The organism is Bacillus sp. A260 (genome assembly GCF_009861435.1).
GTDB classification, from domain to species: Bacteria; Bacillota; Bacilli; order Bacillales; family Bacillaceae_G; genus Bacillus_A; species Bacillus_A cereus.
This window is the reverse complement of record NZ_CP046398.1, coordinates 2,063,632-2,086,667: the sequence shown is the minus strand read 5'-3', so window position 1 is coordinate 2,086,667 and position 23,036 is coordinate 2,063,632. Positions and strand designations below refer to the sequence as shown.

Genomic DNA, 23,036 nt, shown 5'->3' with positions numbered 1-23,036 from the left:
CTAACGGTCGAACAATATTGTTTTCATAATAGCAGCATATTCGCGAACATACATTTTTCTCTTAGAACGAATTGGTGTTTCAGCAGCTAGTGCCTCCATCTTCATGCCTAAACGCTTTGCAATTATTTTCGTTCGATATAAATGATACGTATTACTTACAACTACTGCATGTTTCACATTATATAAATCCATACTAAACTTTAAGTTTTCATACGTATTTGTAGATTGATCTTCTATTAAAATACGACTCTCATCTATACCGTGTACCATTAAATAGTTTCTCATGCTGTGAGCTTCCGGTATATCTTCATCTTCTCCTTGACCACCTGAAACAATTACTTTCGCTTCAGGATGGGAAAATAAATACTCCACCGCTACATCCAAACGATTTTGAAGAGATAAAGACGGTCTATCTCCAAATAACTTTGCACCCAGTATAAGAACGTACGGAGAGTGATAGCTCAACTTTTCACGAGCAACTTTGTTCATTCTAAACGTCATATAAATGATGTATAGTGGCGGTAATAATAAAATGATAAGAAAGATCCATTTGTTCATAAATAAGTTTGCACTCCCTTTCTTTTTATTATACAGAAAAAGAAAGGGCGGCAGAAGTGTTTTTTAAACGATTGATTTATTAGAAACATTCGCCGCTACTTTACGTTGTGATAGTACATAATAAATAGCGATTCCTAATGAGAAGATCAATATGCAGCTTAATACGTAAAACGGAAGCATTACTCCGGCTTTAGATACACCCGCTGTAAACAGCATTAATAATACAATTCGTATTCCAGTACCAATTAGGCGAAATAAGCTGTCTACACGTCCCATTACTTCGTTTGGAATTTCCTCCATCATCAATACATTTCTCGCCACTCTTGTACCCGCATTTCCAACTGCATGAAAAATTGCAAGTCCATATAAGAAAATTACGGAAGGTTCAATAATCATTACGGTAATTGAAATTACATAAATGAACATCGTCATAACGATTGAAACTTCTGTTTTTACATATTTCATTATGAGTGGAATACAGATTCCTGCAACAACCGCTCCGACACCGTACATCGTGCCCTCTATTGCGTATACAGAGGCATTGGCTTTAAGTATATCCGAAATATAAACTGGTATTAAATAATTTGCCATCATAACACCTATAAACGGCATATAAGTGGCCAGTAAGAACCAAAAGAGCTTAGGACGTTTTTTCATAAAGTCAATTCCTTCAAACAATTGCTTCTTAAATGTTATTTTTCTTTTCACTTCTTTTTTCTTTACGTACGGTATACATAAGAAAAGAAAAAATGCTCCAGCAAAAGTTAACATGTCTACTAACAAAATCCACTTCAAAGATACAATTTCAATTAAGAAGCTCGCAGCCGCTCCAGAAATAACTTGTGTTAACTGTCCTTGTATTTCCATCGTTCCACTTAAACTTTTATAATGTTCTGCTTGAAATATCTCTTGGTTGAACGCAAATATTGTAGGATAAAACAATAAATAGTAGAATGATCCGGCTATATAAATAAGAATATAGTGAATAGAATGATAAGGTTGCCCAGCAAATCCCCATATAACCATTATTCCGATTACGGCTATTCCGATTCCTTCGTTACATAGCAATAAAGATTTTCTTGAAAAACGATCAATACTTTGCCCAATGAATGGTGTTAATAAAAACATAATGAGGGTTGCAATGATAGAAACATAACCAAATGTTGTCTCTCCTCCACTCTCTTTAATTAACAGCCAAGGAATCGTTATCATAACAATTCCGGAACCAATAGCAGATAGACTATTGGCTCCTAGAATGTAATACAAGCGAGAATCATGATAAAGTGAGGACATATCATTCCACTCCTAGTTGTTTTTTCACCTCTTTATATACGCTCATATATGCTTTTAATTCTTTAACTACATCATGAATTAATGGTTTTGCATCTTCTCCAAGTTCACCATCTTGCACATGTAATCCATCAAGCACAACTTGTTTTGGAATTGCATTTGCATAAACACCTCTAGCGACCGTTCGCATGCTGTTTAATGCATTTATTCCACCTTTACCGCCACCAGCAACCGCTAACAATGCAACTGGTTTATGAATAAATTCACTACTACTTAAGTAATCTAAAGAGTTTTTCAGCGCACCGCTCATCGCATTATGATATTCTGGTGTACATAATACAACCCCATCCGCAGCTTTCACTAACGTTTTTAATTTTTTTACTGCCTCTAAATCACGTTGTGACTCTTCTCCATTGTATAAAGGTAACTCCTCAATTGCTAAATCATATAATTCCCCTTCAAATTGATCCGCAATATATTTTGCCACCACACGAGTTCGACCAAATTTTCTTGGTGTACCGTTAATAACGACTAGTTTCATGATTATTTCTCCCCTTTGTTTTCAAGTTCTACTTATATATTATCAGAAATTTCTATACAAAACACAATATAAAGAGTTAACTTGTTTCATAAAATAGTATGATAAACAAAAAAGAACTCATACTTTCGTATGAGTTTTGTACAATTACTTTGTTTCATCTCTCATGCTCAATGTACCTAAACTTTCATTTGCTTCAAAATGATTATATGCTTTTTCCGCTAATCTTTTCCGTTCTTCTGGTAATTCTATATATTTCATTACGTTTTCAATTATTTTTTCGTACGGAGTAAACACAATTCCTGGCCACTCTACCTCATCTTCTGGATTACTATTTTCGGAAATAATAAATTTTTTATTTGCGACTGCATAAGACACGCGAGGTGTTTCAAGAATTCCTGATAAATAAAAATGAATATTTAATATAATTTTAGCTCTAGCAATCAATTCATTTCTAACAATTCCCCACGCATTATTTTTAAAAACTATATTTAAATTCGGGGCAATCGCTTTTAGATGATCAAAAATAGCTTGTCGCCTCGGATTAAGAGCACCTATAAACAGAATATCAATATCTTCAATAATTTCATCTTCAAACGCATCTTTTTTTATTTCCAAAGTTGGAGCATAGTTCATTTCTACATGTTTTATTTCTTTTCCTACCCCTTTTTGTTTAAGCCATTCTATATTTTGTTTACTATAATCCCAAATCACTCTATCTTTTAATAATATTAAATAAAGGGGGTGCGCATATGGACTTCCTTCGTATAGCTGTTCTAAATTATAAACAATTGCATCTTTCGGAAGAAGGTTCGGGTTATATGCATATGTATGTGCTCCAAAAACAACTGTATTCTTTACATTTTCCAGTATTGTTTCTGATATAATTACTGTATTTCCCTCCTGCTCCAACCTCCACTTTAAAGCTCGCGCAACATCTATGAAACTACCGTATGTCTTTGGGCATATAAAAAGACAATAATCATATTCTTTATTCAAATAAACTTCCATTAATCTTAAATTATTTTTATATAGATCTACATCCGGATGTTTAAGTACCAACTCATTTGCATGTTTTCTTGCTACTTTATATAATCCAGCATAATAAGCAGCGATGCATCTTCTTAATTCGATTCTTTCCCGGTCCTCATCTAATACATCCATGTTTAAAAGAAGATTTGCGATACAATACGCTTTTAAATGATCACGATCATAATAATAGTCTAGTAGTGGCATCAATTCTTCATACGTATTTCCATGCACCGATTCTCCTAGTTCAATCGCCCATCGTATTAATTCCATGATTACTCCACTACTCCTTTAATCGAAAATGTATTTAATAAAATTTCGCATTATTCTCTACTATATTTGCTATATGAAATGGAATCTTTTCTTTTATCGATTCCAAATACTTTTGCGACACCGCCCCTAAATGCTTTTTATGAGGTATATAGAAAGCACTAATAGAAATTTCATAGTCAAATAAGTAATCATACACATGATAATCTACAAATAGTAGATCATCCTTTGGAAAAGGAATTTCCTTCCCTTGCAGAGCATACATCAAAGCAATATTGTTTTGAGATCGTAATCGATACAACCTTGCAAGTTGGTATAATGGTTCAGCCCGGGTTGGTCTATATTCCCAAGCTTTTTGAAAATAAAAAACAGCTAACGCTAAATATTGCTCTTCTTGCCCTTTAACAGTTTCTTTTTCATCAGCATCTGTCACTTCATTTTGTTTATTTGCTGAACGATTTGCTAACTGCTCATAACAAAATCCTATTCGCAATAACGAATAGAATACCTCTTCAACCCATCCTCCTGCTTCCACACGTTTTTTATACCATTTAATTGAATTCTCAAATTGACTTAAATGAAAATAAGTCTGAGCTAAATAAAATAAATATCTTATATGCAAATCTGGCGTTGTTTCTGGGTCGTTTATTCCCTGTAACAACAACCTCTCATCTCTTTCAAATTTATCAGCTTTGCTCCCGCCATCTCCGGGATCATTCACGACAAGAGTCTCTAACCGAGCTACCCTCGTATTGTAATTCGCTCCAACTTTTGAACGATCTATATCCCAATACTCATGAGTAACACCGACAGATTTCCATGGTAAAGAAGCTTTTAAAAGACGTGTAAGCCAATATTTAATATGAACATCATATTGTAATGTAAGATAATGATCTTCCGTTAAGCTCGTTTTATCGAAATTCGGATCAACCTCTAAAATCATATCCGCATCTAATATTAATAAATAATCTGCTTCTGGATATGTTTTTTGCGCTAACGAAACAGCTAAGCTTCTGTTATAACCAAAGTTTTTAAACGGCTCATGATGAACCGTCCCAGGTATCTCATTTTCCTTACACCAATTTTCAATAATTTCAGGCGTATTATCCGTCGATCCAGTATCACAAATAGAAACAAAGTCTACAATTGATTTTGTTGCATTTAAACATCTTTCCATAATTCTAGACTCATTTTTAACGATCATACAAAGACATAACTTTTTTTCTTCCTTTACAGACTTCACTTGCTCATTTCCCATTTAACCACCTCATATTTTATTAACACGCTCTTCTCATATGTAACAACATTTCTTAGCTATACTGATGACATAAGCACCCTTTTACTATTTATGAAAACTTCATTTTATTTATTCTTACTTTTATGTTGGGACATATTTCATGCTTCGCTTTATATTTGATACAATCAATACAAAAAACATAATACGGGAATCCGTACATTTCAAAGTCTAAGAGGAGGTTATATTTTGTTGGATTACATTTGGCTAGATGACAAATCACCAATTTTAGAACAACTACCAAGAAACTTTAAATCTGCAGCTATATTGCTACATCCTTTTATCCAAATGCCTTTAGGATGGGAAAAGTCTGTGAGAAAAAGACCATATGAGCACATCTATCCTAGCGCTGAAGAAATCATTTATAATGGGAAATCCGTTTCTTGGAAGGAAATGATGTCTTGTAGTGGATTACATTCATACGCAGACCTAGCAATGGCCATGTTGACTTCCATTAGTGCCCTTTCAGAAGAATATAAAAGAGAGGATTTAGCTGAAAAGCTACATTCAAACTTAAAAAAAGATCTTTATTATCCAACAGAAGATTATACGTCTATATTTTTATTACACAAATTACTTAAACTCCTCGGTTCTAAAGGTGCAAAAAATCTATATTTCTCTGAACCAATTCTTGATACAAACGGATTATTACAGGTAAATAATACTACTCCATTAGATATTTGGGACATTAGCAATAATGAGTTAATTATTACTGGCGAAGATAATGAGTATGCGTTTATGAGTATATACGATTCCTTTACAACCTTATTATTAGCTAAAGAAGAAAATATAGAATATATTGTTCATTCAATGAACGTTGAAGCTATCATTTGTGACAAAAAAACGATGATTGATTGGTATTTTTAAATTAGTAATTTCTTAAACTATAAAAAAGAAACTTGCGCTTATACACAAGTTTCTTTTTAAAAACATCCTTATTTTTTCACAACTTCATGTCCACCGAACTGATTACGTAATGCTGAAACTACTTTTCCATGGAATGTATCATCTTCCTGAGAACGATAGCGCATAAATAATGACATAGCGATAACTGGTGCTGCAGCTTGAAGTTCAAGTGCAGTTTCAACAGTCCATTTTCCTTCTCCTGAAGAGTTCATTACACCTTTAATGCCATCTAGTTTCGGATCTTCTGCAAATGCTTTTTCAGTTAAGTCCATTAACCAACCACGGATAACTGATCCGTTAGCCCATACTTTTGCAACATCTTCATAATTGAAATCAAAGTCACTCTTATCTAGTACTTCAAATCCTTCAGCGATTGCTTGCATCATGCCGTACTCAATACCGTTATGAACCATTTTCAAGAAATGACCACTACCAACACGGCCAGCATAAGAATAGCCATTTTCTACTGCTAAATCTTTAAATAAAGGTTCTAATTGGTCGTAAATTTCTTTTTCTCCACCAACCATTAAGCAAGCACCGTATCTAGCTCCTTCTACACCGCCTGATGTACCGATATCTACATAATGTAATCCGAAGCTTTTTGCTTCTTCAGCACGGCGTAACGTATCTTTATAGAATGAATTTCCGCCTTCAATAACGATATCACCTTCATCTAATAATGGATATACATCTTTTAGTACTGACTCTACAACTTCTCCTGCAGGCACCATTACCCAAATTGTACGAGGAGCTTCTAGTTCAGCAATCATTTCTTTTAATGTATGACGTGCAGTAATTCCTAGTTTTCCTGCCTTTTCAACAAGCTCTTTATTTACATCGTATACAACTACTTCATGCTTGTCTTCATATAAGTGTTCAGCTAATGGAAATCCCATTTTTCCTAATCCAATTAAACCTAGTTTCATATTAATCAATCTCCTATTCTATACAAATATATTTAATATCGAAATTAGCCCAAGTGCTACTACAGATAATATAGTCTCCATTGCAGTCCATGTTAATAATGTTTCTTTCACAGTCATTCCGAAATACTCTTTAATCATCCAAAATCCTGAATCATTCACGTGTGATAAAATTAATGACCCTGCACCAGTTGCAAGTGCTAATAATTCAACATTTACACCTGGTGTGCTTGCTGCAATCGGCGCAACAATACCAGCTGCTGTCATCATAGAAACAGTTGCCGATCCAGTTGCAATTCGGATTAGTGCCGCAATTCCCCACCCTAATAATATCGGTGAAATATGTGATTCTTTCGCCATATCTGCAATTGTCGTTCCAATTCCAGAATCTAATAATACTTTATTAAATGCGCCGCCTGCACCAATCACTAACAATATGTTTGCAATAGGTCCAAGGCAATCATTTGTAAATTGTAACACTTTATCTTTTGAGAAACCTTTTGCATATCCAAGACTAAAGAAAGAGTAAATGGTTGCAATTAATAAAGCCACAATCGGATCTCCAATAAAGTGTAATACTTGTGCTAGTTGACTCGTTTTATTTAATGCAACTTCTGCTATTGATGCACCAAGCATAAGAAATACTGGAAGTAAAATTGTAAACAATGTATTCCAAAAGCTAGGAAGCTCTTTTTTATTATCTTTTTCAACAAATTGCTCCGCTATATCTAATGGTACTTCCTTATGTATACGAGCACCAATCCATTTCCCGTAAAGTGGACCTGAAATAATTGCAGTTGGAAGTCCGACAATTAACGCATATAAAATTGTCTTCCCTACATCTGCTTTAAAAATACCAACTGCCGCCATTGCCGCTGGATGCGGTGGAACAAGTCCGTGTACGACTGATAGTCCTGCTACTAGCGGAATACCAATTGTAATAAGTGATACCCCAGTTTCTAACGCAATTGTAAATACTAACGGAATTAATAGTACAAATCCAACTTGGAAAAATACCGGAATCCCTACTAAAAATGCAACGAACATCATCGCCCAGTGAACTCGTTTCTTCCCAAAACGATTAATTAATGTGTTAGCGATACGTTCAGCACCACCAGATTCGGCCATCATTTTTCCAAGCATCGTTCCTAGTGCTAAAACTATTGCTAAAAACCCTAATGTATTACCAAGCCCTAGTTTAATAGAATCAATAATCCCTGGATCTTTTGGTGAAGTTCCAATTAAAGGCATTCCCATTGCTAATCCTACACCAATTGCTGTTAAAATTAATGCGACAAATGGATGCCATTTTACTACCGTAATAAGTAAAAGTAGTATGACAACTGCCGCTAGTACAATCCCAACTACCATTTCTCCCAATCCCCCTATTGTTTACGTTGGAAAGCAGCTATACAATCAAATTCTTCTTTCAAGCGATTGTAAAGTCGTTCATACATATAAAACATTTCTAAATATATAGCCGTATTTTCTTTATTCGGTACATGGTGATGGACAATATCAATCCAATCCTTTACCTCTTCAAGAGAATCAATTTTTCCTACAGCATATAAAGCAACTGCCGCTGCCCCAAGCGCAGATGCTTCATGACTTTCAGGTACAAGCAATTCTTTTCCCATCATATCGGACAACATTTGTCTCCAAAATGCAGATTTTGCAAACCCTCCTGAAACTCGTATTTCAGTAAGTGGCCCTGTACAATCCCTGATTGCGAGTGCTACTGAATATACACTCATACAAACACCTTCCATCACTGCACGTATAAAATGTTCTCGCTTATGTTGAAGATTGATTCCAAAGAATGTACCACGAGCATTTGCATTCCAGTAAGGTGCGCGTTCTCCAGATAAGAAAGGTAAGAACAATAGCCCATCCGCTCCAGCTGGTACGCTTTCTGCATATTTAATTAATAAATCATAAGGATCAATGCCGAGCTTTCTTGCTACTTCTTGCTCTGGACTACCAAATTCATCACGTAACCATCTCAGTAATATTCCGCCGTTATTCGTTGGACCACCGATTACCCAGTGCTCATCTGTTAATGCGTAACAAAACGTTCTCCCTTTCTCATCTGTATTTATATTTGATGAGATTGTTCGAACCGCACCACTCGTTCCAATCGTAATTGCAGCCGCACCCGGTGATATCGCACCAACTCCTACATTTGCAAGAACCCCATCACTTGCTCCGATGACAATTGGTGTTTCTGCACTTATCCCCATCTTCTGTGCTAACTCTGGCTTCATACCTGATAAAATATATGTAGTTGGTACAGGGGTTGATAATTTTTCTGATGACACATGTAACATAGTTAAAACATCTTCATCCCAGTTTAATGTTTCTAAATTAAATAACCCTGTAGCAGAAGCAATCGAATAATCAACTACGTAGCGTGAAAATAATTGGTAAATCACATACTCTTTAATGGAAATGAATTTATAGGCACTTGTATATAACTCTGGTTCCTCTTCTTTCATCCATAACAATTTAGAAAGTGGTGACATCGGATGAATCGGTGTACCTGTACGTCTATAAATTTCATGCCCATTCATTTGTTGTAATAATTTTTCTGATTGCTTCGTACTTCGATTATCTGCCCAAATGATAGAACGCGTTAATGGCGTACCATTTTCATCTACTGCAATTAATGCGTGCATAGCTGTACTAATACCGATTGAAGAAATATCTTCTGGTAATACATTACCTTTTTCGATGGCAACGCTTACACTTTTGTATACAGCGGCACATATTACATCAGGATCTTGCTCAGCCCATCCTACATTCGGTTGAATAATTGGGTAATCGATTGCATGTGATGCAATGACTTTTCCTTTTTCTGTGAACACAACCGTTTTTGTACTTGTGGTACCGATATCAATCCCGATTACTCTCCCCCTTGTTTCCATGCGAATCTTCCCTTCATTACTAGCAAAATACGATTTAGTAAACCGTTTACATGAATTAGTATATAAAATATTTTTTCATTTATCAAGTTATAAAAAGAAAATTTTTTTCATACCAAAAATAAATCCCCTCATTCCATTTCAATTATATACTAAATTTAGCTTTTCCATGCGGTAAAATTACGTTATATTCGTTACGCAATACACTCTTTCCTCTCATTAACAACACATACATAATCCTCCATACGTTCTACTTATTTGCTTGAAGAAAAAGTTGAAAAGCAATATTCATTTTTAGCGGTCACGTAACATCACCATCAAGCCAAGAAAAGTAACTAACCGCAGAATGAGAATTCTGTGCATTCTACTCATATTTATTGTTTTAGGTTCACTAGTCTTTTATCTTGATAAACATAGAGCGTGGCCCCCTACTATCACTTTTTTATCTTGTAAATATATCTTGCATACTATAAAACCGAAAAGTATTTTTATTTTTCAGAAAAATAAAAACAATAACACGAAATTTATTGTATAATGTTGTAAAAAGATGTCGGAGGGATTTAATGTTAAATAAAATATCTCAATTCACAATTAAGCTTTCATCAATTCTTTTATCACTCTTACTATTATTAAATTTACCTTATTTATTTATCACTCAACAAGGATTTACCTTTCAACCAATTTATTTTTTTAATCAGACCGTTACTATGTTAAAACAAGTTTTTTCCCCTGAATCATTAGTGATTATAGGATCAGACCCGAAGTTTGGCCATTTCAAAAAAACACCATTATTTCCAACTGTTTTAGAACCTTACCTATATTCATTTACTATATTATTTTTAGCCTTTTTTCTTGCTCTCTTTTTATCATCTAGCATGGCATTTTTTTATTTTTTAGCAAAAGATTATATAAAAAAATGGATAAACCGAATTGTGTTCATATTAGAAGCTGTCCCTGATATGATGATGATGATCTGTTTGCAAATATTTTTCATATGGGTACTTCAGAAATTTGGGGAATCTCCTGTCACTATTATTTCCTTTAATGAAAATCGAGCTTATTTACTCCCTATTTTATCATTAGCTGTCTTACCTACATTACAAATGTTTCGGATGATGGTGTTATACATAAAAGAAGAGCAAGGAAAACATTACGTAGAGGTTGCATATGGAAAAGGCCTTTCATCAAGTTATATACTACGCATTCATTTATTCAAAAATATATCTATCCACTTCTTCCACCATTTAAAAACGATTTTTGTTTTCTTACTTTCTAATTTATTCATTTTAGAATTTGTTTTTAATATGGAAGGCATTATTCAATTTTTATTTAATAAGGCGTTTGTTTCACCTCCAGCTGCATTTATCATACTTGTTATGATTATTTTACCATTTTATGCTATTTTCCAAATAGTCTCATTCATGATGAATAGATGGAAAAAGCAATTGAAAGGAGTATCATTATGAAATCTATTTGGAAATCAAAACGCTTTTTAATCGGCTTTACTTATCTATTCATACTTATTTCAGCTAGTTTTATTTATAGTTGGTTCTTTAAAGATAACATCCCAAAACCTCCTCAGTTACTTTACAATGACAATAACGAATTACTTGGAAAGGCCCCCTTTCCGCCATCGTTAATTCCACCTTTTGGATCTGATCGTTTTGGAGAGTCTGTTTTCTTACAAATTGTAGAAGGAGCAAAATTCACTATTTTATTAGCCATGGCAATTAGCTTCTTTCGAATTTTATGCGGAACATGTATAGGAATCCTCTTAAGTTTATTTGCTCCAAAACTCAAGAGATTTTTCCAGTCATGCTCAGAAGTTTTTTATTACATTCCAACTCTATTTATCGCATTCATACTCATCACGCCCGTTAATATTATAATCACATCAAATGCTGATGGGGTAGATCCAAATATTTCATTTACGTTTTATCAAGTACTCGTACTTATTTTCGTCGCTCTGCCTACACTTTCTTTATACATATCCTCAGAGGTTGATGAATTTATGAAACAAGATTACATCTTAAGTTCACAATTACTGGGGGCTAGTCGTTTTCATATTATAAAAAAACACTTACGAGTCTTATTACTTGACCGCTTATTTGTATTATTTATGGAACATATCGTCCAAACACTCATACTCGTTATCCATTTAGCGTTGCTTAACATTGTAATTGGCGGCATACAAATGCGTGAACTCTATGACGGAGTGCTCAAACCTGTTTCTCTATCTAATGATTGGGCAGGTCTTATTGGATTAAATCGTAATGAAATGAATCTTTCATGGTGGATTATTTTTTATACTCTCGCTTCATTCTTTATTACGATTCTATTTATTAAGCTTATGACCATCGGGATTCAAGATGCACTGAAAGCAAGAGATTCGCAAATTGTAGCAATTCAAAACGTTCCAGATCATAAAAAATTTGTTAAACATAAAGATTCCTTTTCGTTTGCAAATAAAGTAAACCTTTAATCATTTCTCATTAATGAAGTATTAATTGGCATCGATATTAGTAGAAAATAAAGAAGATGATCCCTATTAAATACAGGGATCATCTTCTTATGCTGTCTAACTTTTTTACATGTCCTTTGCTAGACTCATGTTTTTTATATTTAAAGTGAATTATTTGCAATCACAATTATGTTTTTTAAAATCAATTACCATACGCCCTTGAATTCTACCTTGTTCCATTTCTTCGAATACATTTTGTACTTTATCTAGCGAACAAGTTTGAACAACCGGCACTACTTTTCCTTCTGCCCCAAACATAAACGCCTCTTCCAAATCTTTACGAGTACCAACTAGAGAACCAACTACTTCAATTCCATCCAGTACAAGTCGTGGGATGTTTAAGTCCATTGTTTCTACTGGTAGCCCTACTGCAACTACTTTACCGCAAGCACGTACTGCATCAACTGCTGAGTTAAAGGCTACTTTAGAGACTGCTGTTACTACCGCAGCATAAGCGCCACCAAACTTCTCTTGCACAATTTTATCAGCAGGACCTTGAGAAATTGGATTGATAGTCATATCAGCACCAACTTCTTTCGCTAAGGCTAATTTATCGTCATTAATGTCTACTGCGATTACCTTTGCACCAAATACATTTTTAGCATATTGGATAGCTAAGTTACCTAATCCACCGCAGCCATAGATTACAATAGGTTGACTAGGTTTAATATCTGATACTTTAATAGCTTTATATGTAGTTACACCAGCACAAGTAATTGATGATGCTTGAGCAGGATCTAATCCTTCTGGTACTTTTACCGCATAATCAGCTGTAACGATACATTGTTCAGCCATACCACCATCCACTGAATAACCAGCGTTTTTAACTTCACGGCAAAATGTTTCTCTACCAGTTACGCAATATTCACAACGTCCACAAGATTGGAACATCCATGCAATACTTACACGGTCACCTATCTTTAGTGAAGTAACATCATCAGCTATTTTCGTAACAATACCTACACCCTCATGACCAAGAATACGGCCATCAGTGTTACCAAAATCATGATTCGCAACGTGTAAATCAGTGTGGCAAACTCCACAATACTCTACATCTACTAACGCTTCACCTGAGTGTAACGGACGTAATTCTTTTTCAATCACTTCGATGTTTGCTTTGCTGTTTTTATTAACCACTACTGCTTTCATATGTGATCTCCCCTTTAGTGTTTTAGCATTTTAATGAGTTTATCTCACAACTACTTTCTTCACTACTTTGGCTAGTTATTGTACCAAATTTAAGTGTTCAATCATCATTACATCTTCATCATAACATGACACTTCATAAACAATTTGTGAAATTATGAACAATATTTGAATTATTACATAAATCGGTCTTTATTTTAAATTTTTAAAAATGAGAGTTTATCACTGACTATAAGTAAGTCATACATTTCTAAAAGAAAATAAAGTAACAAACTTCTCATCGATAAAAAAGCTCTTCACTCAATATTTTCTATATTTAAACACTTAGTTTCACAGTAATAGCCTTTGCCACCAACATAAACTTTTTCTATTTTATTCTTGGTATTGGTTGCTAATTTAACTAATATTTCGGAAGGCGAGTGTAAAGAATAACCTTGTTCAAATACATAGACTTCTTTTTGCAAATAGTGCTGTTCATAAAGATAGCAAGCTAATGCACCGTTTGAAGTTCCAGTCGCTGCTTCTTCATTAATGTCGTATAGTGGAGCAAAATTTCTGCATATAATTCGATTGTCATTAAAAGTATATAAATGCATCCCGACAACATTATAATACTTGCTGATTTCTTTAATTTTTTCAAAATTAGGTTGCAGTGCATGTAATTGTATTTCGCTTTTTATAGGAATTAAAATATCTTTTAAGCCAGTGGAGACAATTTGAATTGGGTATTTATTGTCTATATCTTTACTATCAAAACAGTCGGTGAACTCGTTTGGAGATACAACATCATAGAATCTCGGTTTATTTTGTTCCATGAATATGATGTCATCTTTTATAGTGATAGTAAGAACACCGCTGTTCGTTTCAATCGTATAGCGATTCCTGAAAAGTTTATTTAAATGCATCAGTATCGCGAAAGAGCCAATTGTGGCATGACCACATAAATCAACTTCTTCTTTTGGAGTAAAATACTCAAATTTATAATCAGCAATTTCAGATTCTGATATAAATGCGGTTTCCGCATAACCCAGTTGTTTGGCTATTTCGATTTTTTGAGTAGTGGTCAATGTATTTGTATTCTCAATAAATACCACTCCTGCTTTATTTCCGCCTTTATGCTCCTTGCTAAATGCACTTGCAACATAAACAGATATTTTCATAAGACATCTTCCTCACTTATAGTAAATTATAGTATAGAAAGCACTACATATAAATTCCATTGGATAAATTATCCCTAAAATAAGAAACAAACTATTTTTAGCATTTGAACTCTCCAAAAATAGTTTGTCTACAGTCTGAAAGCTCTTCATTTGAAGAGCTTTTTTTATATTCGCTTCATCGAAATCGTTTCACGTATACTTTGTAAATTTTTTAGAGTTTCCTCTTGTCGCTGCAACGACAACCCTACATACAAAGTATCTAATAAGCTTAACTGTGCTAATCGTGATGAACTTGCTTCTGTGCGGAATTCAGTCTCACGTGTTGATGTATATAACGTTATATCAGCAAGTTGACTTAATGCTGATTTCTTATAGCTCGTAATCGCAATAATTTTGGCTCCTCTTGCTTTCGCTACTTCTAACGCTTCAAGTAATCCTTTATTGCTACCAGAATGAGAAATACCAATAACAACTGAATTTTCTGAGAGTAAACCTGCTCCCATAATTTGAAAATGCGAATCAGTATGAGCGATACAAGAAATGCCCGTTCTCATAAACTTATGATACGCATCCATTGCAATAATACCAGAGCCACCATTTCCATAAAACTCAATTCGACTTGCTTCTTGTAAGGCTCGTACAGCCTGCTCAAGTGCCGTTTCATTAAGCAAATGTAAAGTATCTTGCAGTCCTGTAATATGCGAATGAAAAACTTTTTTAGCAACAGTTACCATACTATCTTCTGCTGATACCTCTTCATGAATATTTTGCATCGGTGTATGTACAATTTCACGAGCTAATGTAATCTTTAAATCTTGAAAACCTTGCAAACCAAGGTTTTTACATAAGCGGAATATCGTAGCTTCGGAACTATTCGTAACTTCAGCTAATTCTGTAATAGATTTATGTACAACATCTTGTGGATGTTTCAAAATATGTTCGGCAATACTTCGCAATTTCGGTGATAAACCATTTAACGAAGCCTGAATCTTTCCAATCCCACTTCTTGTACCAGGCATAGCATATCCTCCCCTTCCATCGTAGCTTTATCCTGTAAAAACCGATTAGTTAAACTAATCATCAGTGGGGATGGTCCCCCACTGATTAGAGTTTCACTTTATTGTACCTAATTATCGAAAGAAGAAAAACCTATATTAGGGATTACTATAAATTTTAATTGCTCCTATGTATTCTGTCATACGATATAACAGAATTATTCATGCTTATGAATAATTCTCTCCATGTTTCACTGCGTATAATGCGGCTTGCGTACGATCATCCACTTCCAATTTAGCTAAAACGTTTGAAACGTGTGTTTTCACAGTTTGTTCTGTAATATGAAGTTCTGCTGCAATCTCCTTGTTGCTTCTTCCTTTCGCAATTTCGCGAAGTACCTCTTGCTCTCTTTTCGTTAACATTGAAAAAGGATTTTCTACTTCCTTCTTTACTGCAGAACGCCCCATTAATGCAGGTGTTACTTTCGGGTGAAAATTCGCATTTCCTTGATGTACTGCAATAATAGAAGCGACAAGTTGCTCAGGTTGTACTTCTTTTAATTGATAACCATCTGCTCCAGCTTCAAGTGCTGGTATAACATAATCTTGCTCTGAAAAACTACTTAATATAAGTACCTTTATTGTCTCATCATATTGCTTTAGACGTTTTGTTGCCTCAATTCCATCCATTTTCGGCATCGATACATCCATTAGTACGACATCTGGTCTTTCTTTTTGCATGAAATGTAATGCCTCTTCGCCATTTTCCGCTTCCCCAATAATTTCAAATTCTTCTCTCGTTTTCAAAAAGAATACAAGTCCTCTTCGAACGATATGATGATCCTCAACTAGTAGCAGTTTAATCTTCAACCTTATTCTCCCCTTCAAATCGGCAATTGAATTTCTATTTTTGTACCCTTTTTCAGCTCTGTTATAATTTGAAACGATCCCTTCATTAACTGAATACGTTCCTTCATACTTTTCAGGCCAAGTGCTGATTCCCTTACTTGTTCTTGTATAAATCCTATTCCATTGTCTTCTATATAAAAATGTAACTGGTTATTTTCTATTTTCAAAAGAATATGTACCTTTTCACACGAAGCATGCTTTTTACAATTATGTAGCGCCTCTTGGCTAATACGCCATAAAACTTCTTCTATTTCATCCCCAATTGAAACCATCCCATCAATTCGAACTTCCACTTGAACTCCTAATAACTTCCCGTAATTTTGAATTGCTTCTGCTAATCCTTTCTCTAATCCTTCAGGTCTTAATTGCCAAATTAATAGCGTCATCTCTTGTAATGCTTCTTGTGATAATTCCCCAATATAACTTAACATCTCTTGCAATTCTCTATCTTGCGTCATATTCAGAGTACCTTTCGCTGTTAGCATAATAGAAAATAACAATTGTTTTACTGAATCATGTAAATCACGTGCAAGTCGATTTCTTTCCGCTACCACTACATATTTACGTTCTTTCTCAACTAATTGAATACGTTGTATTGTCGTTCCAATTTGAAATGCAATTGATTCTAATAACGCTAACTCTTCCTCAGAAAAATGAGTCTTATGAGGTGCAGCCACATTTAGTAGACCAAATTTTTCTGATCCAGACCTAAGCGGAATTGTCGCATGATGTGTAACATCTTCTGTCTCTCCCCAATTACATTCAATTGCATCTTCTATTCGCTTACATTCAATAATATTAGTCGCTTTTTCCAATCTCCCATTCACAAAACGTTCTACACACCAACAGTTTCCTTCACACATCGGCTTCTTCTTTTGCCACGTAAGAGCCTCTGGTAAATTTTCGTCTACAAGCATGCTGTGCTTTCCACTTTCATCAATAAAGAATATCCACCCTGTTTGTAAATTCATTACTTGTAACAATGTATGCAACACTTTTTCCAACATATGCTGTAAGTTTGTTGCTTCATTTAATAATTCAGCAATTTCTTTTAATGCTTCTAAACGACGCATCTCTTTTTCTTCAAAGTTCATTCTCATCACCAACTACAATTATAACATTAAGAAATTTCTAAATTCTATAAATAAAAAAAGAACCGAATTCCTTCAGCCCTTTCTTTATATCAATCATTTTATTATTGTTATTCTATCCAATGTTGGAAGCAGAATTTTTGTTAACAAACGATTCTACTTTAGCTGTCCGATAAAGATTGTCCACCATGGATATGCTGTAAACCTTCAGTAGTAACAACCATATTCGCTGCTGGCATTTGCACTTGATTCTTATGGAACATAGACATTAATTCAAATCTTACTTGTCTAGAAGTTTCAAAATAATCTTCTGGCTTTATTAAACCTGTAATACAAAATTCATAGCCAACATATTTCAAGTTAGGATTTAAGTCTGTAACACCGACGTATTTAAATGGTTCAACAGCCTCATCCTCTACTCTATAAAGAGTTTGATTCAATTCTTCATTACATATAATACATACTTCTTCTAACAATTCCTTCACTCTTGTTGGATCTTCCTGATAACTTACCGTTATGCGTTCAATTACACGCATCCATCCTTTATTAAAATTTTGTATCGTTCTAATCTCTCCGTGCGGGATGGTAAGTAGTTTTCCTGACCATTCACGAATTTGCATAAAACGAATACTAATCTCTTCAATAGTTCCTGAATTTGTTCCGTTAAAAGTTACAAAATCACCAACCCGAAACTCTTTGTCCGCTAATCTTGCAAAGCCTAATATAACATCTTTTAGCATCTGTTGTGCAGCAAAACCGATGACAACTCCAGCTATCCCTGCACCTGCAATAATACTTTTTATATCTACAAATTGGCTAATTAAATATATGATAAGACTGATGATAATAATATATCTAAAAATAGATCGAATTACACTTTGAATCGTCTGCTCTACCTCTTCATCAAAAAAGCTTGATTTCCTAAAAAACCAATCAATAATACGGTTTATTACAAAAGAAATAATGATTAAAACTAAAGCAAATAGTAAAAATCTTAAAAGTAAAAACTCTCTTACATAATTAAAAAATTCTTCAGTATACGTTAATAAGCTCATTTAACCACTTCCTTACTAATTAAAAAATTCATAATCGCCTAAGTTTGTTCCAGAAAAATCTATTATCCTAATCTAAAATGCCACTATCCTTACTATGTATTTTGACTCTATTACTAATTCACCTTAAACAGTATGTCTAGGTGTTCTTTTTCCTTTCCCTTTAAATATACCCTTTTTAATAACCTAAGGGGGAGCGAATCGTGAAATTTTTTTATACGTTAAAACTTTATTCATCTCATTACGATTTCAACTCATTTATTCATTAACTACGTAAAAAAAGAGCTGAATTTATCAGCTCTTTTATTCAATATTAATTGTTGTCTTACTACTTTTTTCTTCTTTCAATTTTGGCAATTCAATTGTCAGTACGCCATCTTTATAATTTGCTTTAACATTTTCTTCCTCAACTTGTTTAAAATTAAAGCGTCGAGTTACAGAACCTATAGAACGTTCTTTACGAATATATGTGCCATTCTCATTTTTTTCGTCTACTTCATTATGATTCGTTGCTTGGATCGTTAATATATCTTGTTCAAAATCAACTTGAATGTTTTCTTTTTGAAAACCTGGTAAATCTGCTTTCACAGTATATTTACCAGATTGCTCATGAACATCTACTTTAAAAGTATCCATGTTCAGTGGCTTAAAGAAAGCATCTGTCATCCCTTCTAATAAAGAAGGCCCAAAATCAAAAATGCCATTTTGACGTTTTGTTATCTCTGGAAATAAATTACGCATATTTTTTCCTCCTTATTATTTATGAATGAAAGATTATCTCTTTCTGCCTTTATTATAACATTTGGTCAAAAAAGGTCAAAATTTTTGTTTGACCTTTTTTGATGTATATTTTACCAAATAAAACAAATAAGTTATATGTCATCTCTCCCCTTATAAAGAGGAATATATTTACATAATAACGAATAGTTTATTTGCTCTTATTTTTTCTTACGGAGGTTACATACAATGGGATATATTGAAGAACTTAGAAAAGTTGTCGGATCAAGACCACTCTGCTGTAGCTGTTTTCAATGAACATGGACAAATAAAAGAGACCTTTTTTAAAGGCCTCTTTTTTCACTTCACTTCTGCATGTAAGCATGACTTAAAATGTCCAAGTGCATATTCATGCCCTTGTGCATTAAAAGATGCAACCGCCTTTTCATAAACAACAATTTTAAACCCTTTATTATAAGCATCTACTGCTGTATGAAGAACACAAATATCAGTACAAACACCTACAAGATGAACTTCTTCTATTCCTCTTTCTCTTAGCTTCATATCTAAATCCGTTCCAGCAAACGCACTGTATCGCGTTTTGTCCATATAATATACATTCTCTGCATTTTTATATGTTTCGTACACATCTTGTAATTCACCAAACAAATCTCTTCCACTTGTACCAGCTATATTATGGGGCGGGAATAACTTTGATTCTGGATGATATACATCATTTTCTTCATGTTTATCAATAGCAAAGACAACGTAATCTCCATTTTCAATATATTGCTTCGTTATATGTACAATTTCCTTCTCAATTTCCTGTCCTGGTTTCCCGCAAGTTAAAGCACCCTTTTCCGCTACAAAATCATATGTATAATCAATATTAATAAGAGCTCGTTTCATAACCACTATCTCTCCTTCTTCTGTTTCACAGTAAACAATAGAAAATTTGTTATTACGACATCGTATGTACTATTCGACATTTCAAATGAAATACCTACATTTTTCTTCTGAAACTTACCTTAGTCCGAGTTTATCATATAATAGATAAACAATGGTAAAACAAATAGCTCCTATTAACAAGTCATGAATTTGATAATTGAGCGTTATTTGCATAAACTCTTGTATCGTAAACCAAATTACTGCCATCATTAGGCTAATCAAAATGATACGAATACACCGATTCACGTATTCAACCTCTTTCTCTGTCATAGTAGTAACAAGTGATTACTTCCTATTTAATCGTATTAGAAAATGAAATAAGTTATTCACTCTTGCACACTCTAGTCCAAACAAAAAAGCACACTACTTTTTGAGTAATGTACTTTTTATTCTTATTAAGACGCAGGTTTTGTCTCAAATGTTGCTTGATTAAAACTAATAACCTTTCCTTTCGGATCATTGTTTTCATACTGAACTGCAGTAATTGTATGACTACCTGTTTCCAGCGTTTTTTCTTTTAACTGCACTGTTGTCTGCGTTGTACTAGTTACTTGATGTTTATCTGTATACATTTGATCTACAAATACGAATGTTTCTTTATCACTTTGAAAATTAGAAAGTTCTAATTCAACTTGCTGAATTAACGTATCCTTTTTGATGAATACAGTCGGTATATTGCCGTTTTCAGAAGTACCATCTGGAGTAATAACTTTTACTTTCCCTTCTCCAATTGACATTGCTCCTTCAGGAAATACAACCATATTCTCATCACTTGCGTTTACAACTTGTTCTTCCTGTTTTGATTGCGCGTCCTCTTTTTCCTGTGGAGCACCGCAACCAACTAATAACAATACAGACAATCCAGTGATTATGAATTTTTTCAAAATTCATCCCCCCTGTAACTTCATTATAATTTATTATACAAAAATAACTTTTAAATTTTGAGACTACTTTCAACACTTTCATGAACAAATAGAATCTTGCTCACGATTAATGTATCATACTTTCCTTAATAGAACATTAATTTTTTTTATGAAATAAATAGTAATTTCCTCTTATCTATCATTTTAGCCCAACATATGAATTACATACCCTCAAAAATAAAAAGACATTGTTAATTCAATGTCTTTTCTATACAGCAATTAAAAAACAAACGTTGTAATCTCATCTACTTCTTTTCTTGGAAGTTTCTTCGGTTTATCTTTCGGAAATCCGAGTGAAATAACCATATTTATTTGTTTTTCAGGCTCAACTTGTAAATATTGGCGCAGTTCATCTTGAGCTAGCAATACTGGCCCTGTCATTGGACAAGTACCAAGTCCCTTTGCATGTGCAGCTAACATTAAGTTTTGTGCCGCTAAACAGCTACTCTTAATGCCTTCTTCCTCCCAAACTGAATTTGGAACAAAAGCAATTGGATCAAATATCTTTTCACGGAACTTTGATTCATATGGTGTTGCCAAACATACGATTAATACTGGTGCCTCCGAGAAAGCTGTTGCATATGGTCCGAAAGAACGTGTAAGTAATTTCCCTGCTTTCTCTTCTCCATTTTCTGCTGCTTTTGCCGCAAGTTTATGTAATGCATCCCACGTCATTTGTTCAATTTCTTTAATCTTCTCTCGATTCATGATAACTAAGAATTCCCACGTTTGTGAATTCGTATCACTTGGTGCGTAACGAGCACAATCAATTATTTCTTTTATATCATTAGTAGATACTTCTTGATCTGTAAACTTTCTAACACTTCGTCTTCCGTGAATTACTTCTTTAAAATCTTCATAATTCATATATTAAATCCCCTTTTTACAGCGTTTTCAAAACTTGTCCTATGCTTGAATTATATCATGAAAAAAAGCCGGAAGAATACCAGCTTTTTTCTTCATGATTAATTTGTCACTTTAAACAAACGAATACTCTCTTCGTATGCAGCTTGTAGTTTTTTCGTAATTGGTCCTCTTTCACCAGCCCCGAACTGTTCATCACCAATTTGAACGACTGGGAATATTTCAAGTGGCGTCGCTGTAAAGAAGCACTCCTCAGCGTCATATACTTCTTGTAATGAAAACTCTCGTTCCTCTACATCGATATGTAACTCTTTCGCTAATGTAATTACATAGTGACGTGTAATACCATGTAAAATGAAATGATCCGCTGGATGTGTAATCAACTTATTATTCTTCACGATAAAGAAATTGGAATGACACCCTTCAGTCACAATACCATCTCGTACTAATATTGCTTCTTGATACCCTTGTTCATTTATTTTGTTTTTGATCATGATATTAGGAAGCAAATTTAAAGATTTTATATGGCAAAACTTCCACCTGATGTCCTCTTCTACTGTCACCTTAATCCCTGCCTCCATTGAAGCAACTGGTCTTGGGAACGAAACAAGATTTGCAAAATATGTCGGTTGTAAATCTGATTCATATACATGATTGCGCGGTTGTGCACCTCTTGATATTTGTAAATATACATTCCCATCTTCTTGAAATTGATTTTTTTCAATCATTTGATATAACTCTTCTACTAATTCTTCCTTCGTAAATGGTGGAATTAGTTTTATTTCTGCCATAGAGTTAAAGAATCGTTCCAAATGTAAATCTAATAAATGAGGCTTGCCATCGTATAGTCTAAATACTTCATAAATCCCATCACCAAATTGGAAGCCTCGCTCTTCTAATGCTACCATCGGCTGTTCTTCTTTCGTATTAATCATTCTCCCATTAAACAAGATCCAATCTTTATGAATAGCTTTCATTCTT

General features: G+C 33.9%; 23 protein-coding genes. 3 read left to right on the top strand and 20 right to left on the bottom strand.

Annotation, left to right across the window (positions count from 1 at the left end; all coding sequences use genetic code 11):
• From GD442_RS10670 to GD442_RS10650, 5 genes are all read right to left on the bottom strand, one after another.
• Nucleotides 1-558 carry a YdcF family protein gene (locus tag GD442_RS10670; protein WP_001045715.1) on the bottom strand — a complete coding sequence of 186 codons (558 nt, stop codon included), beginning with the start codon at nt 556-558 and terminating at the stop codon, nt 1-3.
• Nucleotides 559-621: 63 nt separating this feature from the next.
• Nucleotides 622-1,851 carry an MFS transporter gene (locus tag GD442_RS10665; protein ID WP_000097157.1) on the bottom strand — a complete coding sequence of 410 codons (1,230 nt, stop codon included), beginning with the start codon at nt 1,849-1,851 and terminating at the stop codon, nt 622-624.
• Between the two features lies 1 nt (nt 1,852).
• Nucleotides 1,853-2,389 carry an NADPH-dependent FMN reductase gene (locus GD442_RS10660; protein WP_000780355.1) on the bottom strand — a complete coding sequence of 179 codons (537 nt, stop codon included), beginning with the start codon at nt 2,387-2,389 and terminating at the stop codon, nt 1,853-1,855.
• Nucleotides 2,390-2,533: 144 nt separating this feature from the next.
• Entirely contained in the window at nt 2,534-3,688 is a 1,155-nt protein-coding gene (locus GD442_RS10655) for a CgeB family protein (RefSeq protein ID WP_000420431.1), read from the bottom strand.
• A gap of 34 nt (nt 3,689-3,722) precedes the next feature.
• Nucleotides 3,723-4,943, bottom strand: coding sequence for a glycosyltransferase (locus tag GD442_RS10650; RefSeq protein WP_000526219.1), 1,221 nt, complete (start codon nt 4,941-4,943; stop codon nt 3,723-3,725).
• A 225-nt stretch (nt 4,944-5,168) separates the two neighbouring features.
• On the opposite strand from GD442_RS10650, the gene GD442_RS10645 reads away from it, so the two are divergent.
• Entirely contained in the window at nt 5,169-5,846 is a 678-nt protein-coding gene (locus GD442_RS10645) for a DUF2711 domain-containing protein (protein ID WP_000888154.1), read from the top strand.
• A gap of 68 nt (nt 5,847-5,914) precedes the next feature.
• Here GD442_RS10645 and gnd read toward each other — a convergent pair whose 3' ends face one another.
• Genes gnd through gntK form a run of 3 tightly spaced genes read right to left on the bottom strand, consistent with a single transcriptional unit; the run spans nt 5,915 to nt 9,732 of the window.
• The gene (gnd, locus tag GD442_RS10640; protein WP_000765995.1) at nt 5,915-6,811 is read right to left on the bottom strand and encodes a phosphogluconate dehydrogenase (NAD(+)-dependent, decarboxylating); all 897 of its coding nucleotides are present in this window, start codon (nt 6,809-6,811) and stop codon (nt 5,915-5,917) included.
• 18 nt (nt 6,812-6,829) lie between these two features.
• Nucleotides 6,830-8,179: a GntP family permease gene (locus GD442_RS10635; protein ID WP_000260208.1), complete on the bottom strand. Its 1,350-nt coding sequence runs from the start codon at nt 8,177-8,179 to the stop codon at nt 6,830-6,832.
• 14 nt (nt 8,180-8,193) lie between these two features.
• Entirely contained in the window at nt 8,194-9,732 is a 1,539-nt protein-coding gene (gene gntK / locus GD442_RS10630; protein ID WP_000450008.1) for a gluconokinase, read from the bottom strand.
• Nucleotides 9,733-10,292: 560 nt separating this feature from the next.
• On the opposite strand from gntK, the gene GD442_RS10625 reads away from it, so the two are divergent.
• Nucleotides 10,293-11,195, top strand: coding sequence for an ABC transporter permease subunit (locus tag GD442_RS10625; RefSeq protein ID WP_000932685.1), 903 nt, complete (start codon nt 10,293-10,295; stop codon nt 11,193-11,195).
• Complete coding sequence (locus tag GD442_RS10620) at nt 11,192-12,211, top strand: ABC transporter permease (RefSeq protein WP_000836565.1); 1,020 nt, start codon at nt 11,192-11,194, stop codon at nt 12,209-12,211. Before GD442_RS10625 ends, GD442_RS10620 begins: the two co-directional genes overlap by 4 nt.
• A gap of 150 nt (nt 12,212-12,361) precedes the next feature.
• On the opposite strand, the gene adhP is transcribed toward GD442_RS10620, so the two are convergent.
• The 12 genes from adhP to dat form a co-directional block, all read right to left on the bottom strand.
• Complete coding sequence (gene adhP / locus GD442_RS10615) at nt 12,362-13,399, bottom strand: alcohol dehydrogenase AdhP (protein WP_000649120.1); 1,038 nt, start codon at nt 13,397-13,399, stop codon at nt 12,362-12,364.
• 293 nt (nt 13,400-13,692) lie between these two features.
• Entirely contained in the window at nt 13,693-14,556 is an 864-nt protein-coding gene (locus GD442_RS10610) for a PhzF family phenazine biosynthesis protein (protein WP_000704349.1), read from the bottom strand.
• A 164-nt stretch (nt 14,557-14,720) separates the two neighbouring features.
• Nucleotides 14,721-15,575 (bottom strand): MurR/RpiR family transcriptional regulator, encoded by an 855-nt coding sequence (locus GD442_RS10605; protein ID WP_001119646.1) that lies wholly within the window; start codon nt 15,573-15,575, stop codon nt 14,721-14,723.
• Nucleotides 15,576-15,779: 204 nt separating this feature from the next.
• A complete protein-coding gene (gene casR / locus GD442_RS10600) occupies nt 15,780-16,421 on the bottom strand; it encodes a two-component system response regulator CasR (protein ID WP_000694623.1) in 642 nt (213 codons plus the stop codon).
• A gap of 14 nt (nt 16,422-16,435) precedes the next feature.
• Nucleotides 16,436-17,554, bottom strand: a complete 1,119-nt coding sequence (gene casK, locus GD442_RS10595; RefSeq protein ID WP_001008471.1) for a two-component system sensor histidine kinase CasK — start codon at nt 17,552-17,554, stop codon at nt 16,436-16,438.
• A 158-nt stretch (nt 17,555-17,712) separates the two neighbouring features.
• Nucleotides 17,713-18,606: a mechanosensitive ion channel family protein gene (locus tag GD442_RS10590; RefSeq protein ID WP_000055426.1), complete on the bottom strand. Its 894-nt coding sequence runs from the start codon at nt 18,604-18,606 to the stop codon at nt 17,713-17,715.
• A 300-nt stretch (nt 18,607-18,906) separates the two neighbouring features.
• On the bottom strand, nt 18,907-19,344 hold the full coding sequence (locus GD442_RS10585) for an Hsp20/alpha crystallin family protein (RefSeq protein WP_001245055.1): 438 nt from the start codon (nt 19,342-19,344) through the stop codon (nt 18,907-18,909).
• A 336-nt stretch (nt 19,345-19,680) separates the two neighbouring features.
• Complete coding sequence (locus GD442_RS10580; RefSeq protein WP_000816761.1) at nt 19,681-20,229, bottom strand: cysteine hydrolase family protein; 549 nt, start codon at nt 20,227-20,229, stop codon at nt 19,681-19,683.
• Nucleotides 20,230-20,343: 114 nt separating this feature from the next.
• On the bottom strand, nt 20,344-20,538 hold the full coding sequence (locus GD442_RS28375; protein ID WP_017674122.1) for a hypothetical protein: 195 nt from the start codon (nt 20,536-20,538) through the stop codon (nt 20,344-20,346).
• Nucleotides 20,539-20,663: 125 nt separating this feature from the next.
• Nucleotides 20,664-21,152, bottom strand: coding sequence for a putative periplasmic lipoprotein (locus GD442_RS10575; protein WP_000713496.1), 489 nt, complete (start codon nt 21,150-21,152; stop codon nt 20,664-20,666).
• Between the two features lie 258 nt (nt 21,153-21,410).
• A complete protein-coding gene (locus GD442_RS10570) occupies nt 21,411-22,058 on the bottom strand; it encodes a nitroreductase family protein (RefSeq protein ID WP_001105288.1) in 648 nt (215 codons plus the stop codon).
• A 98-nt stretch (nt 22,059-22,156) separates the two neighbouring features.
• Complete coding sequence (gene dat / locus GD442_RS10565) at nt 22,157-23,032, bottom strand: D-amino-acid transaminase (protein WP_000643833.1); 876 nt, start codon at nt 23,030-23,032, stop codon at nt 22,157-22,159.
• Nucleotides 23,033-23,036 lie beyond the last annotated feature (4 nt).

Coding starts and splice junctions, on each gene's coding strand:
- GD442_RS10620 (WP_000836565.1), top strand. CDS start 11,192: ATGAAATCTATTTGGAAATCAAAACGCTTTTTAATCGGCTTTACTTAT.
- GD442_RS10585 (WP_001245055.1), bottom strand. CDS start 19,344: ATGCGTAATTTATTTCCAGAGATAACAAAACGTCAAAATGGCATTTTT.
- GD442_RS10665 (WP_000097157.1), bottom strand. CDS start 1,851: ATGTCCTCACTTTATCATGATTCTCGCTTGTATTACATTCTAGGAGCC.
- GD442_RS10590 (WP_000055426.1), bottom strand. CDS start 18,606: ATGAGCTTATTAACGTATACTGAAGAATTTTTTAATTATGTAAGAGAG.
- GD442_RS10660 (WP_000780355.1), bottom strand. CDS start 2,389: ATGAAACTAGTCGTTATTAACGGTACACCAAGAAAATTTGGTCGAACT.
- dat (WP_000643833.1), bottom strand. CDS start 23,032: ATGAAAGCTATTCATAAAGATTGGATCTTGTTTAATGGGAGAATGATT.
- GD442_RS10625 (WP_000932685.1), top strand. CDS start 10,293: ATGTTAAATAAAATATCTCAATTCACAATTAAGCTTTCATCAATTCTT.
- GD442_RS10670 (WP_001045715.1), bottom strand. CDS start 558: ATGAACAAATGGATCTTTCTTATCATTTTATTATTACCGCCACTATAC.
- gntK (WP_000450008.1), bottom strand. CDS start 9,732: ATGGAAACAAGGGGGAGAGTAATCGGGATTGATATCGGTACCACAAGT.
- GD442_RS28375 (WP_017674122.1), bottom strand. CDS start 20,538: ATGACAGAGAAAGAGGTTGAATACGTGAATCGGTGTATTCGTATCATT.
- GD442_RS10610 (WP_000704349.1), bottom strand. CDS start 14,556: ATGAAAATATCTGTTTATGTTGCAAGTGCATTTAGCAAGGAGCATAAA.
- GD442_RS10635 (WP_000260208.1), bottom strand. CDS start 8,179: ATGGTAGTTGGGATTGTACTAGCGGCAGTTGTCATACTACTTTTACTT.
- GD442_RS10650 (WP_000526219.1), bottom strand. CDS start 4,943: ATGGGAAATGAGCAAGTGAAGTCTGTAAAGGAAGAAAAAAAGTTATGT.
- GD442_RS10580 (WP_000816761.1), bottom strand. CDS start 20,229: ATGAAACGAGCTCTTATTAATATTGATTATACATATGATTTTGTAGCG.
- adhP (WP_000649120.1), bottom strand. CDS start 13,399: ATGAAAGCAGTAGTGGTTAATAAAAACAGCAAAGCAAACATCGAAGTG.
- gnd (WP_000765995.1), bottom strand. CDS start 6,811: ATGAAACTAGGTTTAATTGGATTAGGAAAAATGGGATTTCCATTAGCT.
- GD442_RS10570 (WP_001105288.1), bottom strand. CDS start 22,058: ATGAATTATGAAGATTTTAAAGAAGTAATTCACGGAAGACGAAGTGTT.
- GD442_RS10655 (WP_000420431.1), bottom strand. CDS start 3,688: ATGGAATTAATACGATGGGCGATTGAACTAGGAGAATCGGTGCATGGA.
- GD442_RS10605 (WP_001119646.1), bottom strand. CDS start 15,575: ATGCCTGGTACAAGAAGTGGGATTGGAAAGATTCAGGCTTCGTTAAAT.
- casK (WP_001008471.1), bottom strand. CDS start 17,554: ATGAACTTTGAAGAAAAAGAGATGCGTCGTTTAGAAGCATTAAAAGAA.